The following is a 14,262-nucleotide window of genomic DNA, read 5'->3' on the forward strand; positions in this document are numbered from 1 at the left end:
TTTACTGACGCACTTCACCATGACCAAACACGATGTACTTGAGCGAAGTCAGGCCTTCCAGTCCAACTGGCCCACGCGCATGCAGCTTATCATTGGAAATACCGATTTCCGCTCCTAAACCATATTCAAACCCATCGGCGAAACGGGTCGATGCATTCACCATCACAGAAGCCGAATCCACTTCGCGCAAAAAGCGCATGGCACGGCTATAGTCTTCAGTCACGATCGCCTCTGTGTGTTTTGACGAATAGTGATTGATATGGGCAATCGCTGCATCCAGTTCAGGCACCACTTTCACTGCCAGCACCGGAGCCAGATATTCGGTACTCCAATCTTCTTCGCTAGCCCGTACCAGATAAGGGTAATCAGCCAACATGGCCGCGGAAGCCGCATCGCAGCGTAGTTCCACCTGTTTGGTCTGGTAGCGCTGCGCCAATGCAGGCAGTATCTGCGCTGCGATGCCCTCTGCCACCAGCAGGGTTTCCATGGTGTTGCAGGTGCCGTAGCGATGACATTTCGCGTTGAATGCGACATCCAGTGCTTTCTGCTGATCAGCCTTATCATCGATATACACGTGGCAGTTCCCATCCAGATGCTTAATCATCGGTACGGTCGCTTCCTGCATCAGGCGTGCGATCAGGCTTTTGCCGCCACGCGGCACGATCACGTCGACATATTGCGGCATGGTGATTAGTTCACCGACCGCTGCACGATCCGTGGTCTCCACAATTTGCACCGCATCGGACGGCAAACCGGCGCCGGATAAACCTTCCATGACCAGACTTGCGAGTGCGCGGTTGCAATGTATTGCCTCTGAACCGCCGCGCAATATGGTCGCATTGCCACTTTTAATGCACAGGCCGGCCGCATCCACCGTGACATTCGGACGGGCTTCATAAATGATGCCGATCACCCCGAGTGGCACGCGCATTTTGCCGACCTGAATACCGCTGGGGCGGAATTTCATGTCAGAGATTTCACCGACCGGATCAGGCAAGGCGATCATTTGTTCGAGTCCGGTTGCCATCGTCGTAATGGCCTGATCAGATAAAGTCAGGCGATCCAGCATCGCTGCATCCATACCATTGGCGCGCGCAGCAGCCAGATCCTGCTCATTGGCAGCACGCAAAATAGCAGCGTCACGCCGTATCGCTGCAGCGATCAGTTTCAATGCCTGATTTTTTGATGCACTATCGGCCTTGGCCATGGCGCGTGATGCAACACGTGCCCGCTGGCCCAGCCCATTCATATATTGCTTGATATCGCTCATAGTTGTTGAGAGCCTGCTACGCTCTCCCGGAATTGACGGATGCCTGCGCACCCGAATTGGTTAATCATGAAGACTCAGACCCGACGCGAGGCGCTCTGACCGCTACAACGTGGCCGGTTCAGCTTCACGCTGCGCGCGCGACTCTGAGTCCTAATTGTAGTAGCGCATCCCAGGCATCACCTGCAAATACCTTACTGCGCAGACCCTTCACCATCTTATCGACTTGTGATGCTTCCTGTAGCGCAATCTGCAAGGTCTGCAGAGTGACACGACGCAGAGCCGGGTCCATGAGTTTTTCCCTTGGTCCCCAGATCCTGAATTCTTTTAATAGAGCTGACAGAGGACGCCCCTGACTCATGCCGGTTTTCAGCTTCAGCAGAGTGCGGATTTCTTCCGCCATAGCCCATAACACCAGTGGTAAAGCTTCGCCTTCACCTTTGAGCCCATTGAGCATTCTGACCAGTCTTGCCACATCGCCAGTCAGCATGGCTTCATTGAGTTTGAACACATCATAGCGTGCCACGTTTAAAACCGCATCGTGGATTTGCTCAAAACTCAGCTTGCCCGGCGGATGCAGTAAACCCAGCTTTTGGATTTCCTGATGTGCTGCGAGCAGATTGCCCTCAACCCGGTCTGCAATAAAGTCCAGACTCTGGCGGTCTGCGCTCTGCTGTTGCTGTCCCAGCCTTTGCTGTATCCAGCCCGGCAAATGGGGGCGCTCCACCAGCGGTATGTCGATATAGACAGCCGCCTGCTGCAGACTGGTCACCCACGCTGCTTTCTGACTGGCCCAGTCCAGTTTGGGTAACGTGATCAGCGTCAGATTATCGGGGGACAGATTGGCCACATACTCTTGCAAAGCCTGAGCGCCATCCTTGCCAGGCTTACCGGAAGGAATACGCAAATCGATGAGTTTTTTATCTCCGAACAGGGATTGCGACTGGTTTGCGGCAAGCAAAGCACCCCACTTGAAACTACGCTCCACACTCAGAATTTCACGCTCATAAAAACCTTGAGCCTTTGCCGCGCGCCGGATTTTGTCTGCAGCTTCCAGCGCCAGCAGATGCTCGTCACTGGTTACCACGTAGAGCGGCGCCAGTGATTTGGCTAAATGCGGTTCGAGGGCGTCGTAGCGTAACTGCATAAATTTTCCGTAACCTACACTGAGAAGCGCTTACTGATCTAATTTCACGACCGACAAACGGCGCATGATCTGCTGTACCAGATCGGACTGCATATCGCGGTACAACAAGGCATCTTCAGCCTCTTTCGCCAGCACCTGCGATTCATTAAACGTCACCGTACGCTTGAACTGCATGCTGACCGGAGCCAGATATTCGCGCCCATCCGGACTGCGCAGACGGAAGCTGAAGGTGTACAGCAAATTGTATTCACGCACCCGGCCCTGGCTATTGAGCGACAGGATTTGCTTTTCCCTGCTTTCGCCCATCACTTCCAGTATCACCTGGGCCTTTTCCGGTGAACTCAGTATCTCTGTTTTTCCATTGGCACGAATCTGGCGCTTCAGTTCGCCACCTAAAGGCGAGGCATCAGGCAAGGCAATATACAGACTGGAAAACGGAAAACTGACAGGGCCGCGCAAGGCGAAGCCACATGCGCTCAGGATAAAAACCAGCTGCAACAGCAGCAGTTTTTTCATGACTGAACTCAGACTAATTCGCATGTGACGCACTCCGGAAATAAACAACATAAGCTAGATAAACTGCTGCGGTCAACATCTGAAGACCGCAGCTTGATTGGCGTTCAGGCTCGTGCCTCAGGCAACGATATTGACCAGTTTGCCAGGGACCACGATGATTTTCTTCGGTGCGCCTTCCAGGAAGCGTTGTACTGCTTCCGAAGCCAGCGCAGTCGCTTCTATCGTTGCTTTATCGGCGTCCTTAGCGACCTTGATACTGCCGCGCAGTTTGCCGTTGACCTGAACCACCAGCTCGATTTCATCCTGTACCAGCGCGGCTTCATCCACGGTCGGCCACGGTGCATCGATGAGTTCGCCATGTTCCGCCGCCAGACCAAGCTCCTGCCACAAAGCGTGCGTGATATGTGGGCATACCGGATACAAGGCACGCAGCAAAATGCCGAAGGCTTCACGCAATGCGAACTGATAGCCTTCCGCTTCCGATTTGAACGACTCTATCGTATTGAGTAACTTCATCGCGCCGGAAACAACCGTGTTGTATTGCAGACGGTCATAGTCAGCATCGATCTGCTTCAGGGTCAGATGGACTTCGCGTCGCAACACCTTCACATCGGCGGCAAAGGCTGGCGCGCTGGTCGCAGCCACGGCACCGGCGGCTATCGTATCCGACAGCTTCAGTGCTGAGGCCCACAGACGACGCAGATAACGCGACGCGCCTTCAACACCGCTGTTGCTCCAGGCTGCACTTTGATCTGGTGGACCGGCAAACATGGTGAACAGACGTGCTGTATCGGCACCGAACTGAGAAATGATGTCCTTAGGCTCGACCACATTGTTCTTAGACTTGGACATTTTTTCTATGCCACCCATCTGTACCGGCTGACCATCGCTCTTCAGGATGGCGGCAACTGGACGACCTTTGTCATCGTGCTGCACTTCGATTTCGTTCGGGTAGAACCAGGTCTTCTTACCATTCGCCTCTTCACGATAGAAGGACTCATTGAGCAGCATGCCCTGCGTGAACAGATTTTTAAATGGTTCATCGATGCTGACCAGACCCAGATCACGCATGGCCTTAGTCCAGAAGCGCGCATACAGCAAATGCAGTACAGCATGCTCTACGCCACCGATGTACTGATCCATCGCCATCCAGTAGTCATTGCGTGCATCTACCATGTCGGTCGCATCCGGGCAGGTATAGCGCATGAAGTACCAGCTGGAATCGACAAAAGTATCCATGGTGTCGGTTTCGCGCTGCGCCGGTTTGCCACATTTTGGGCAATCGACATGCAGGAAATCGGTACGGGTTTTGAGCGGATTGCCGGAACCGTCAGGAATACAATCCGTCGGCAATACCACTGGCAAATCCTGGTAAGGAACCGGTACATCACCACAGCTGTCGCAATGGATGATAGGGATAGGCGTACCCCAGTAACGCTGACGGGAGATACCCCAGTCGCGCAAACGCCAGGTAGTTTTCTTTTCGCCCAGACCTTTGGCTGCCAGGTCAGCGGCGACTGCGTCCACAGCAGCCTTATAGCTCAGGCCATCGTACTTACCGGAATTAACGGTCAGACCTTTTTGCTTATCGCCATACCATTCGGCCCAGGCATCGGTCGTAAACTCTTCGCCTGCGACCTGTACCACTTGCTGAATCGCGATCTGGTATTTTTTAGCAAACGCAAAATCGCGTTCATCATGTGCCGGTACGCCCATCACTGCGCCGTCACCGTAAGTCATCAAGACGTAGTTCCCGACCCAGACTTCAACCTGCTGACCAGTCAGTGGATGCGTGACGAACAAACCGGTAGGCAGACCTTCTTTTTCCTTGGTCGCCATTTCCGCTTCGGTGGTGCCGCCTGCTTTGCATTCTTCGATGAAGCTGGCCAGTGCAGGATTGTTTTTTGCCGCCAGCGTAGCAAGCGGATGCTCAGCGGCCACTGCGCAGAAAGTCACGCCCATGATGGTGTCTGGACGGGTGGTGAACACAAACATTTTGCCGTCTTGTACCAAGGCACCGTCCGCATCGCGAATAGTATGCGTGAATGCGAAACGTACGCCTTCGCTCTTGCCTATCCAGTTACGCTGCATAGTGCGCACTTGTTCCGGCCAGCCATCCAGCGTATCGATGCTATTCAATAATTCATCGGCGTATTGAGTAATACCGAAGTAGTAACCTGGAATTTCACGCTTTTCCACCAAAGCGCCAGAGCGCCAGCCGCGGCCATCAATCACCTGTTCATTGGCCAATACTGTCTGATCAATCGGGTCCCAGTTCACCACCTGAGTCTTTTTGTAAGCGATGCCTTTTTCCAGCATTTTCAGGAACAGCCACTGGTTCCAGCGATAGTATTGCGGATCACAGGTAGCGACTTCACGGCTCCAGTCGAAAGCCAGACCCAGTGGTTGCATCTGGGATTTCATGTCTTCGATATTGGCGTAAGTCCACTCGGCCGGCGATTTTTTATAGGCGATCGCTGCATTTTCCGCTGGCAGACCAAACGCATCCCAACCCATAGGCATCAGTACGTTATAGCCCTTCATGCGCAGCTGGCGTGCCAGCATGTCATTGATGGTGTAATTACGCACATGGCCCATATGCAGCTTGCCGGAAGGGTAAGGCAGCATAGAACAGGCATAGTATTTCCCCTTGGGGAAACGTGGATCATTCTCCACCGCCTGGTAGGCATTCGTGTTTTTCCAATGAGTTTGCGCCGCTTGTTCGACGTCGGATGGGATGTATTTTTCTTGCATGGCGTGGCCGGAAGTAGGTGCGGAAATAAACAGAACCTTTGATTATAACTGCTTCGGTCGCGACTGACGCAAAATTGCGCCTGCCCGCCAGCGTATCAGCTGAACTGTACGCGGAAATCTACGCTAACTGTCTGACGGATTGAGAGACTCAGGGCCAGGCAGGCTGGACGCTGTCAGTCACAAAACTGATCTGATTCAGGCCTGCAGCCTGGGCTGCCGCCATGACTTTTGCCAATTGTTCATAGGGGGTGGCCTTATCCGCCTGCAGGCTGATTACGGTTTGCGGTGACTGTCTGGCCTGGGTCTGCAGGCGCACGGGCAATTCTTCAGCCGAAATCCGGCTGCCGCCCCAGTACAGGCTTTGGTCAGCCGCAATCGCGATTTGCACTGTCACTGCGGGCGCCGGTGCCGGACGGGCCTGGGTGGCGGGTAATTCCAGTTGAATCGCAGGCAGCATCAGCGGCGCTGCCATGATGAAAATGACCAACAAGACCAGCATCACGTCGACCATGGGTGTCACATTGATGTCTGCCAGCGCAGAGTTATTTTCCTGGGCCGATGAGCCGGTTTGACTGAAACGTCCTATGCTCATGCCGGGCTCGCAGGCTGAGTCGCACTGAAATGCGCATGTAAGTCATGGGCAAAGCCATCGAGTTGTGCCAGATGCAGCCTGATCTGGCGTCCCAGCGCGTTATAGGCCAGTAAGGCAGGAATCGCAACGACTAAGCCAAATGCCGTCATGATCAAAGTTTCTCCGACCGGACCGGCCAGTTGATCAATTTGCACTGCACCGCTGTCAGCGATTTTTAACATTGCTTGATGGATGCCCCATACGGTACCCAGTAAGCCGACAAATGGCGCACTGGACGCGATTGAGGCTAAGACTGTGAGACCGGACTCCAGCACCCGGGTTTGTGCCTGCAAGGCTTGACGCAAAGCGGCGATCAGGCGATCACTGAGTGGCGCAGGCCGGCCCAGATGTTGCACAGGATGGTCCAGCAAAGACGGCAATGCTGAGGCCAGAAACAGGTATGGAGAGCGGCGCCCCGCCACTTGCAGCAACTGACAGCCGGCCTGCAGGTCAGGGGCGGCCCAGAATGCCGCCAGACTGCCGGCACTGCGCGATAAACTGCCAAGTTGCCAGGCCTTCGCCAGTATGATGGTCCAGCTGATTAAAGACATCAGCAACAGCAGCAGCGCCAGTGCCTGGGCAAAACTGTCTGCCTGTTGCCAGTATTGCGCAATAGTCTGACTCATCATTCTTTGCTTTCAGTCCGAAAACGCCTCAGGGTTTCAACTCAGGCCGGGGAGTTAACGCAAACCCAGCACATCATACATATCGAATAAGCCAGTCTGCTTATCTTGCAGGAAGCGTACCGCACGCAAGCTGCCATGGGCATACGTCACACGGCTGGAGGACTTATGGGAAATTTCCACTCTTTCACCAATACCCGCAAACAGCACGGTATGGTCACCCACGATATCGCCACCACGGATAGTCGCAAAGCCAATCGAGGATGGATCGCGTTCGCCGGTGACGCCTTCGCGTGCAAACACGCCGACTTCATTGAGGTCGCGGCCCAAGGTATCAGCGATAACTTCGCCCATTTTCAATGCTGTACCAGAAGGTGCATCGACCTTGTGGCGGTGATGCGCTTCGACGATTTCGATATCGTAGCCATGGGAAAAACTCTTAGCCGCCATTTCCAACAATTTCAGAGTGACATTCACACCCACACTCATATTCGGAGCGAACACGATGGCGGTCTTCTTGGCTGCCTCAGCAATCGCTGCTTTACCCGCTTCATCAAAACCGGTCGTACCAATGACCATCTTGATACCATGTGCTGCGCAGTATTCCAGATGCTGGAGCGTGCCTTCAGGGCGGGTGAAGTCGATCAGGAAAGCCGCATCTTTCAAGCCTTCCGCAAAGTCACTGGAAATCAGCACGCCGGACGGCTTACCTAAGGATAAGCCAGCATCCGTCCCCAACGCAGGGGAAGCAGCGACATCCAGCGCACCTGCGAGTTGCATATCGCCCGCATCGGTGATCGCTTCAACCAGCATTTTTCCCATACGACCGGAGGCACCGGCCACTGCAACTTTAATTTCGCTCATAATTTCTTCTTCAGTCATGCTGTCATTCTTGCGGATGACGCGACAATGTCGACGTCATCCCAACTACCCGATACGGCGCAGCATTGTTGCTGCCGGGTACTTATTTTTTATCTTTTTTCTTAGGTGTACCGTCCAGATCGGTCACTGATTCGACGCGATTACCGGTGAGTGCAGACTCGGTAATACGGGCCAGATATTCTTTCTCATTTGGCAGATTGCCGCCTTCAAATTTCGACACCAGATTATTCTTAAAATGGATCGTGACACGGCTTACCACCCGCTCACCATTTGGCTTGGTCAGGTTGAAAGGATAATCCCAGCGGTCTTCATGAAACATATCGGTCAGCAAGGCCGTACCGAGCACTGTTCGCACCTGCTCACGATTCATGCCCTCTTTGATTTGAGACATCATTTCCTGTGAAACGAAGTTACCTTGCTGTACGGTAACGCGATATGGCGAGATATAACCCAAAAACTTTTTAGCACCGGTAGGCGCGTACACCTGAGTGCCAGAAGTGGTGGTCGCTGCAGGATCTGCTTTATTTGCATCATCCGCCAGCAAAGGCGTCTTGGATGCACAAGCGCTTAAGGCTGTCAGCAATAATATCGCTGCGAACCGGCCAGCGTTGACTGGGATGGATTCTGAAAACAACATTCGCATAGGTAACCTCAGTAATCGAGCAACATGCCCTAAAACCCGATATCATAAAGCAGATAGCACTCTTTTGAATGAAAACATGACAAACAGCACCTCAAACCTGAAAGCCAGCGGCTTGAAAGCGACTTTACCCCGTCTGAAAATTCTGGAAATTTTTCAAAACAGCAAAGTACGCCATCTGACGGCAGAAGACGTCTATAAAATTTTGCTGAACGAAAATATGGATGTGGGCCTGGCGACCGTGTATCGGGTACTGACGCAATTTGAGCAGGCTGGTTTATTGCATCGCAATCATTTTGAGACGGGCAAAGCAATTTTTGAGCTCAATGAAGGCTCACACCACGACCATCTGGTCTGTCTGGATTGCGGACGCGTAGAAGAGTTTTATGATGAGCAAATTGAAAAGCAACAACATGCGATTGCACTGGATCGCGGCTTCAAAATTGCTGAACATGCGCTCGCGATTTACGGAAACTGCACCAAAGAAAAATGTGAGCACAAAGACAAAGAAAGTAAGGAAAATTAACTGATTAGCGATCAAAACAAATTGCAAAGTAGCCGAATTTACACCCTTCAGTAGCTTCAGCGTACACCAACTTTGCGCAATATTTTGACTTTTAGTTATTTTTATTTCCGTCGCGGCATCATTTACCCATTTTAGCGACGACTCCGGCCACGGTATCTATAATTTTTTGTGCATTAAATGGCTTCTCGATGAAGCCATGTATGCCAGCTGTCACCGCCTCATTGATGGTCTCCTGATCTTTGCTCGCAGTCACCATCAGAATACGTGCCTCGGGCACCATGTCTTTCATTTTCGGTAAAATTTCCAGGCCACTGATTTTTGGCATCACCACATCCAGCAGGATGATGTCAGGCCTCAGCTTCAACGCCAGATCCAGACCGCTGCCGCCGTCCGTGGCTTCGCCCACCACGTTATAGCCTTGACCATCCAGCACCACACGCAAGACCTCGCGTGTGATGTCATTATCGTCAATCAACAGGATAGACACGTTTTTGCTCATCATATTTCTCGTTTCTCAGATTGGATACGAAAACAATTCAGTGGCTTGTTGGCTGCAATAGAGTGGACTTATTGACTCAACGCGTTAGAAAGCAGTCTGGCAGTGATATCGACAATCGGAATCACACGTTCATATGCCATCCTGGTCGGCCCTATCACACCCAAAGTTCCAACTATTTTTCCATTCACACCATAGGGTGCAGTCACAATACTCATTTCATCCATAGGAACTAATTGCGACTCTCCACCGATAAAAATCTGCACGCCCGTTGCCTTACTCGACACATCCAGTAATTGCAGCAGACCGCTTTTTTGCTCAAACATATCGAACAACTTACGCAAAGAACTCATATTCGACGATAAGTCCTGCACATTCAGTAAATTGCGCTCACCGGAAATCACCATGCCGTCTTCCTGATCGGATAAAGCATCACTGCCAGCCTCGACCGCCGCCTGCATCAGCCTGGTCATATCTGTCTGTAACTGCCGTAATTCACCATTCAAACGTAACCTGGCCTCATCGAAACTGATACCACTGAAATTCTGATTCAGATAATTAGCCGCCTGCGTCAGCTGGGATGGGGCGTAATCGACATCAGTCAGCAATAGGCGGTTATGTACTTCACCATTGGGCGCCACCACGACCAGCAAAATCCGTTTTTCAGACAAGCGTAAAAATTCCACCTGCTGAAATACCGAGCCGGTCTTAGGTGTCATCACCACGCCGGCAAACTGGGATAGCGATGACAATATCTGCGCCGCATTGGCGATAATTTTTTGCGGTGGCTGAGAAATACCACCAGATTGCAAACGTGATTCCAAACCAGGTTCACTGATTTCCTGCACCGTAAGCAATTCATCAACAAACATGCGATAACCGCGCGGCGTGGGTATGCGTCCAGCCGACGTATGCGGACTGGCGACAAAACCCATCTCCTCCAGATCGGCCATCACATTGCGTATCGTGGCTGGCGATAACTCCAGGCCGGAAATGCGCGATAAGGCGCGCGATCCTACCGGCTGGCCGTCAGCAATATAACGTTCAACCAAGGCTTTTAATAAAGTTTGAGCACGGATATCAAGTTGCATCATGTCATTCTAAACCAAGCTGTTATAAAGACACATTAACGGTCACACTAAAAGGACACACTAAAGGACACATTATTGTTTCTCAAGAATTTGCACCAGCTCATGCAAATTGCTAACCTGCAGATCAATACGGATGTGCGCCAATTCTGCAGGCAGCCCGGATATCGGCTGACGATTCATCCATGCACTACGCAAACCTGCTTGTTGCGCCCCCAGCACATCAAGCTGCACATCGTCACCAACATACAGTGTCTGTTCTGGTAACACGCCTAGGGCATCGCAAGCCGCATGAAAAATGCGCGGATCGGGTTTGGCACAACCAAAGCGGTGCGCGGCCAATGACACCTGGAAGTGCTGTGCCAGACCTATGCTGTTCAGATCAGCAAATCCATTCGACACTGTGCCAAGCCGGAAGCGCTGTCCCAGGCTGTGCAAACCAGGCTGTACATCCGGGAAGAGCTGTACCTGATTGCGCGCATGGGCAAATACCTGCATCGCCGCATCGGCGCGTGCCTCTGCCTCAGGCTCGCCATGTTCACGAAATACCTGCGTCAGCAAAGTATGGCGTAAAGCCCATAAGTTATAAGAAAAACGCGCATCGGTACTGACCAGTTGATTGCGACGCTGACGCAGGCTGTCTATGCTATGTGCCGCACAGACTGCCGGGGTATGTAGACACATCCAGTCATACAGACTTTGTTCAGCGTGCCGGATGACGGGTGCAACTGGCCATAAAGTGTCATCCAGATCGAGCAACACCGCTTTTATTGTCATATTCAGCACTCATTTGATTCAAAACTCTGTGAATTATGGTCTAATCTGAGCAAGCTCTCCTAGCATTTCGAAAAAATAGCTGGAAAACGGCGTTAGCAAAGGCGCTGTTTGCATACAAATAGCTCAGTGCCGGCCGCAGCAGCGCAGAACTCAACGTGAATTTATGACTGTACACCCAAAAACGATTGCACTTGTTGGTAAGCATAATGCCGCAGGCATCTTCGAATCCATGAGCGAGCTGGCCACTTTTCTGTATGAGGCAGGCCATGCGGTCGTGATCGAAGCAGAGACTGCACAGCATCTGCATATGGATCAGTTTACCGTCATGTCCGTGGCTGAAATCGGAAAAAATGCAGATACGGCGGTTGTCATCGGCGGCGACGGAACGATGTTAGGCATAGCACGCCAGCTGGCACCATATAACATTCCGCTGATCGGCATTAACCAGGGCCGCTTGGGTTTCATTACCGATATTCCACGCGACCGCATGTTACCCGTGCTGACGGATATGCTGGATGGAAAATACGTCTCGGAACGTCGCTCGCTGTTACAAGCCATCGTCGTGCGCGCAGGTGATCAGATTTTCAGCGGCGTAGCTTTTAACGATATCGTCGTATCACGGGGTGCTGGTTCCGGCATGGTCGAATTGCGGGTCGATGTCGACACCCACTTTATGTATAACCAGCGCTCTGACGGTCTGATCATCTCTACCCCGACCGGATCGACAGCCTACGCCCTGTCAGCCGGTGGGCCGCTGTTACATCCCAGTCTGCAAGGGATAGTCATGGTGCCGATCGCGCCACATGCGCTATCGAACCGCCCTATCGTACTGCCAGACAGCAGCGAAATCGTGATCGAAATCGCTGCCGGGCGCGATATCAGCGTAAACTTTGATATGCAAACCTTTGCCAGTTTGCAGCATGGCGATAAAATTATCGTCAGACGCTCGGCGCATAACGTGACCTTCCTGCATCCTCAGGACTGGAACTACTATCATACCTTGCGTGAAAAACTGCACTGGAACGAATACCCGACGGTATCCGGTGCACTCAACTGAAGCTGCGGTCTGCTCACGGCATTCATACGGTAACAAGACTCACCTATAATGGCGATCATTACAGCAATGTGCGCACCGATTAAGGCACGTATTCAGTGCTGCGAGCGATCTCAGCGCGACCTGATGCTGCTGTATTTCAAACGCAATTTCAGACCCAATTTCAGATCAACCTACAGTAACCATCATTGATAAGCGAATGCTATGCTGCGTACCTTAGCCATCCGGAATTTCGTGATCGTCGACCATCTGGAACTGGAGTTTTCCCATGGCTTCAGCGTCCTGACCGGTGAGACCGGCGCCGGTAAGTCGATACTGATCGATGCCCTGAGCCTGAGCCTGGGCGGTCGTGGCGATGCCAGCATGGTCAGAGAGGGTGCTGCCAAGGCGGACATCAGTGCAGAATTTTCCACCCATGCCGTCAGTCAGCAATGGCTAGCGCAACATGAGTTTGCAGATGCAAATGGTCAGCTGATTTTACGCCGCACCATCGATAATGCAGGTCGCTCCAAAGCATGGATTAATGGTATCACCGCGACGGCCACACAATTGCGTGAACTCGGCGAACTGCTGATAGACATACATGGTCAGCATGCGCATCAGGCCTTGCTGCGCAATGAAGTACAACGCGATTTGCTCGATAGCCAGGGTGGCCTGCAAGGTTTAGTGGCAGAGGTTGCACGCCTGTTTCAGCACTGGCGCAGCATCGCCCGGCAACGCGAAGAATTTGAAACCAATGCCAGAAACGTCTTGCTCGAACGGGAAAGACTGGAGTGGCAAGTCGGGGAACTTAGCAAACTGCAGCTCAGGGCGGGAGAATGGGAACAAATCAGCCAGGAACACAGCAAACTTGCGCATGCGGTCAGCCTGCTCGACGGCGCGCAACAGGCAGCTGGAGCCATCTCTGATGCCGATCACGCGATACTGTCCCAGCTCACCTCCATTCAACAGCGTTTGCTGAAATTGCTGGCCTATGACAGCGCCTTAAAACCGGTGACGGATGCACTGGACACGGCCTGCATCCATTTACAGGAAACCAGCTATGCGCTGAATGACTATCTGAATCGCACCGAACTGGACCCGGTTCGTCTGCGTGAAGTCGAGCAAAGAGTGGAAGTGATACACAGCACAGCCCGACGCTTCCACGTGGCGCCGGAAAAGCTGCATCTGGAACTGGATACTCTGTCAGAACAATTGCATCAGCTGTCCGATGCCAGTGATCTGGCGACACTGCGCCAGCAAGAAGACAAAGCACAACTAGCCTATCTGGAATTGGCCAAAAAACTCAGTCATGCACGGCGCGATATCGCGACTCAACTCGGACAAGCCGTCACCACCGCGATGCAGGATCTGAGTATGCGCGGCGGCAGTTTTTCGATTGCCTTGCAGCCTTGCGAACCGGCATCTTATGGATTGGAACAAACGGAATTTTTAGTCGCTGGCCACACCGGCGTACAGGCGCGTCCGCTGGCCAAGGTCGCGTCCGGCGGCGAACTGGCGCGGATATCGCTGGCGATTTCTGTGATTACGTCCTGCGCCACCGCAACGCCCACCCTGATTTTTGATGAAGTCGACAGCGGCATCGGTGGTGCTGTGGCCGAAGTGGTCGGTCGCTTGCTGAAACGTCTGGGCCAGGAAAGACAGGTGCTGTGCGTCACCCATTTGCCACAGGTGGCGAGTCAGGCCAATCAACATTTTCAGGTCAGCAAACAGCAGGCCGGTGGTAAAACGATGTCCAGCATCATGGCGCTGGACAGCAAGCAGCGCGTCGAAGAAATTGCGCGTATGCTCGGAGGCCTGGAAATCACGGCCACCACGCGCAAACATGCGCGCGAGCTGCTTGCCTCCTGATATGCGAAGC

At 52.7% G+C, this 14,262-nt stretch carries 14 protein-coding genes; 3 read left to right on the forward strand and 11 right to left on the reverse strand.

What is annotated here, in order from left to right; all coding sequences use genetic code 11:
• Nucleotide 1: 1 nt before the first annotated feature.
• The 8 genes from H8K47_RS07175 to H8K47_RS07210 form a co-directional block, all read right to left on the reverse strand.
• Complete coding sequence (locus tag H8K47_RS07175) at nt 2-1,270, reverse strand: glutamate-5-semialdehyde dehydrogenase (protein WP_186880729.1); 1,269 nt, start codon at nt 1,268-1,270, stop codon at nt 2-4.
• A gap of 124 nt (nt 1,271-1,394) precedes the next feature.
• On the reverse strand, nt 1,395-2,414 hold the full coding sequence (gene holA, locus H8K47_RS07180) for a DNA polymerase III subunit delta (protein ID WP_186880730.1): 1,020 nt from the start codon (nt 2,412-2,414) through the stop codon (nt 1,395-1,397).
• A 30-nt stretch (nt 2,415-2,444) separates the two neighbouring features.
• A complete protein-coding gene (locus tag H8K47_RS07185) occupies nt 2,445-2,930 on the reverse strand; it encodes an LPS-assembly lipoprotein LptE (RefSeq protein WP_222612745.1) in 486 nt (161 codons plus the stop codon).
• A gap of 117 nt (nt 2,931-3,047) precedes the next feature.
• Entirely contained in the window at nt 3,048-5,684 is a 2,637-nt protein-coding gene (gene leuS / locus H8K47_RS07190) for a leucine--tRNA ligase (RefSeq protein ID WP_186880732.1), read from the reverse strand.
• Between the two features lie 148 nt (nt 5,685-5,832).
• Entirely contained in the window at nt 5,833-6,276 is a 444-nt protein-coding gene (locus tag H8K47_RS07195; RefSeq protein WP_186880733.1) for an ExbD/TolR family protein, read from the reverse strand.
• The gene (locus tag H8K47_RS07200; RefSeq protein WP_230410164.1) at nt 6,273-6,944 is read right to left on the reverse strand and encodes a MotA/TolQ/ExbB proton channel family protein; all 672 of its coding nucleotides are present in this window, start codon (nt 6,942-6,944) and stop codon (nt 6,273-6,275) included. The genes H8K47_RS07195 and H8K47_RS07200 overlap by 4 nt, the downstream gene beginning before the upstream one ends.
• Before the next feature lie 51 nt (nt 6,945-6,995).
• The gene (gene dapB, locus H8K47_RS07205; protein ID WP_186880734.1) at nt 6,996-7,802 is read right to left on the reverse strand and encodes a 4-hydroxy-tetrahydrodipicolinate reductase; all 807 of its coding nucleotides are present in this window, start codon (nt 7,800-7,802) and stop codon (nt 6,996-6,998) included.
• 100 nt (nt 7,803-7,902) lie between these two features.
• Nucleotides 7,903-8,457 carry an outer membrane protein assembly factor BamE gene (locus H8K47_RS07210; RefSeq protein ID WP_230410165.1) on the reverse strand — a complete coding sequence of 185 codons (555 nt, stop codon included), beginning with the start codon at nt 8,455-8,457 and terminating at the stop codon, nt 7,903-7,905.
• Between the two features lie 82 nt (nt 8,458-8,539).
• On the opposite strand from H8K47_RS07210, the gene fur reads away from it, so the two are divergent.
• Complete coding sequence (gene fur, locus H8K47_RS07215) at nt 8,540-8,986, forward strand: ferric iron uptake transcriptional regulator (protein ID WP_186880736.1); 447 nt, start codon at nt 8,540-8,542, stop codon at nt 8,984-8,986.
• A 118-nt stretch (nt 8,987-9,104) separates the two neighbouring features.
• Here the strand turns inward: fur and H8K47_RS07220 are convergent, their stop codons facing one another.
• The 3 genes from H8K47_RS07220 to H8K47_RS07230 all read right to left on the reverse strand — a co-directional run bounded on the left by H8K47_RS07220 (nt 9,105) and on the right by H8K47_RS07230 (nt 11,347).
• Entirely contained in the window at nt 9,105-9,488 is a 384-nt protein-coding gene (locus H8K47_RS07220) for a response regulator (protein WP_186880737.1), read from the reverse strand.
• A gap of 65 nt (nt 9,489-9,553) precedes the next feature.
• Nucleotides 9,554-10,573: a heat-inducible transcriptional repressor HrcA gene (hrcA, locus tag H8K47_RS07225; RefSeq protein WP_186880874.1), complete on the reverse strand. Its 1,020-nt coding sequence runs from the start codon at nt 10,571-10,573 to the stop codon at nt 9,554-9,556.
• A gap of 72 nt (nt 10,574-10,645) precedes the next feature.
• On the reverse strand, nt 10,646-11,347 hold the full coding sequence (locus tag H8K47_RS07230) for an HAD family hydrolase (RefSeq protein WP_186880738.1): 702 nt from the start codon (nt 11,345-11,347) through the stop codon (nt 10,646-10,648).
• A gap of 163 nt (nt 11,348-11,510) precedes the next feature.
• On the opposite strand from H8K47_RS07230, the gene H8K47_RS07235 reads away from it, so the two are divergent.
• Together H8K47_RS07235 and recN are read left to right on the forward strand one after the other, a co-directional pair.
• The gene (locus tag H8K47_RS07235; protein ID WP_186880739.1) at nt 11,511-12,404 is read left to right on the forward strand and encodes an NAD kinase; all 894 of its coding nucleotides are present in this window, start codon (nt 11,511-11,513) and stop codon (nt 12,402-12,404) included.
• A gap of 201 nt (nt 12,405-12,605) precedes the next feature.
• Nucleotides 12,606-14,252: a DNA repair protein RecN gene (gene recN / locus H8K47_RS07240; protein WP_186880740.1), complete on the forward strand. Its 1,647-nt coding sequence runs from the start codon at nt 12,606-12,608 to the stop codon at nt 14,250-14,252.
• Nucleotides 14,253-14,262 lie beyond the last annotated feature (10 nt).

Source organism: Cognatundibacterium rugosum, from assembly GCF_014284365.1.
In the GTDB taxonomy this organism is placed as follows: Bacteria; Pseudomonadota; Gammaproteobacteria; order Burkholderiales; family Burkholderiaceae_D; genus Undibacterium; species Undibacterium rugosum.

What these genes read in the sequence shown, in the direction of transcription:
- holA (WP_186880730.1), bottom strand. Translation starts at nt 2,414, where the DNA reads ATGCAGTTACGCTACGACGCCCTCGAACCGCATTTAGCCAAATCACTG.
- dapB (WP_186880734.1), bottom strand. Translation starts at nt 7,802, where the DNA reads ATGAGCGAAATTAAAGTTGCAGTGGCCGGTGCCTCCGGTCGTATGGGA.
- recN (WP_186880740.1), top strand. Translation starts at nt 12,606, where the DNA reads ATGCTGCGTACCTTAGCCATCCGGAATTTCGTGATCGTCGACCATCTG.
- H8K47_RS07235 (WP_186880739.1), top strand. Translation starts at nt 11,511, where the DNA reads ATGACTGTACACCCAAAAACGATTGCACTTGTTGGTAAGCATAATGCC.
- H8K47_RS07210 (WP_230410165.1), bottom strand. Translation starts at nt 8,457, where the DNA reads ATGTTGTTTTCAGAATCCATCCCAGTCAACGCTGGCCGGTTCGCAGCG.
- hrcA (WP_186880874.1), bottom strand. Translation starts at nt 10,573, where the DNA reads ATGCAACTTGATATCCGTGCTCAAACTTTATTAAAAGCCTTGGTTGAA.
- H8K47_RS07220 (WP_186880737.1), bottom strand. Translation starts at nt 9,488, where the DNA reads ATGATGAGCAAAAACGTGTCTATCCTGTTGATTGACGATAATGACATC.
- H8K47_RS07200 (WP_230410164.1), bottom strand. Translation starts at nt 6,944, where the DNA reads ATGATGAGTCAGACTATTGCGCAATACTGGCAACAGGCAGACAGTTTT.
- H8K47_RS07230 (WP_186880738.1), bottom strand. Translation starts at nt 11,347, where the DNA reads ATGACAATAAAAGCGGTGTTGCTCGATCTGGATGACACTTTATGGCCA.
- H8K47_RS07195 (WP_186880733.1), bottom strand. Translation starts at nt 6,276, where the DNA reads ATGAGCATAGGACGTTTCAGTCAAACCGGCTCATCGGCCCAGGAAAAT.
- H8K47_RS07185 (WP_222612745.1), bottom strand. Translation starts at nt 2,930, where the DNA reads ATGAAAAAACTGCTGCTGTTGCAGCTGGTTTTTATCCTGAGCGCATGT.
- H8K47_RS07175 (WP_186880729.1), bottom strand. Translation starts at nt 1,270, where the DNA reads ATGAGCGATATCAAGCAATATATGAATGGGCTGGGCCAGCGGGCACGT.
- leuS (WP_186880732.1), bottom strand. Translation starts at nt 5,684, where the DNA reads ATGCAAGAAAAATACATCCCATCCGACGTCGAACAAGCGGCGCAAACT.
- fur (WP_186880736.1), top strand. Translation starts at nt 8,540, where the DNA reads ATGACAAACAGCACCTCAAACCTGAAAGCCAGCGGCTTGAAAGCGACT.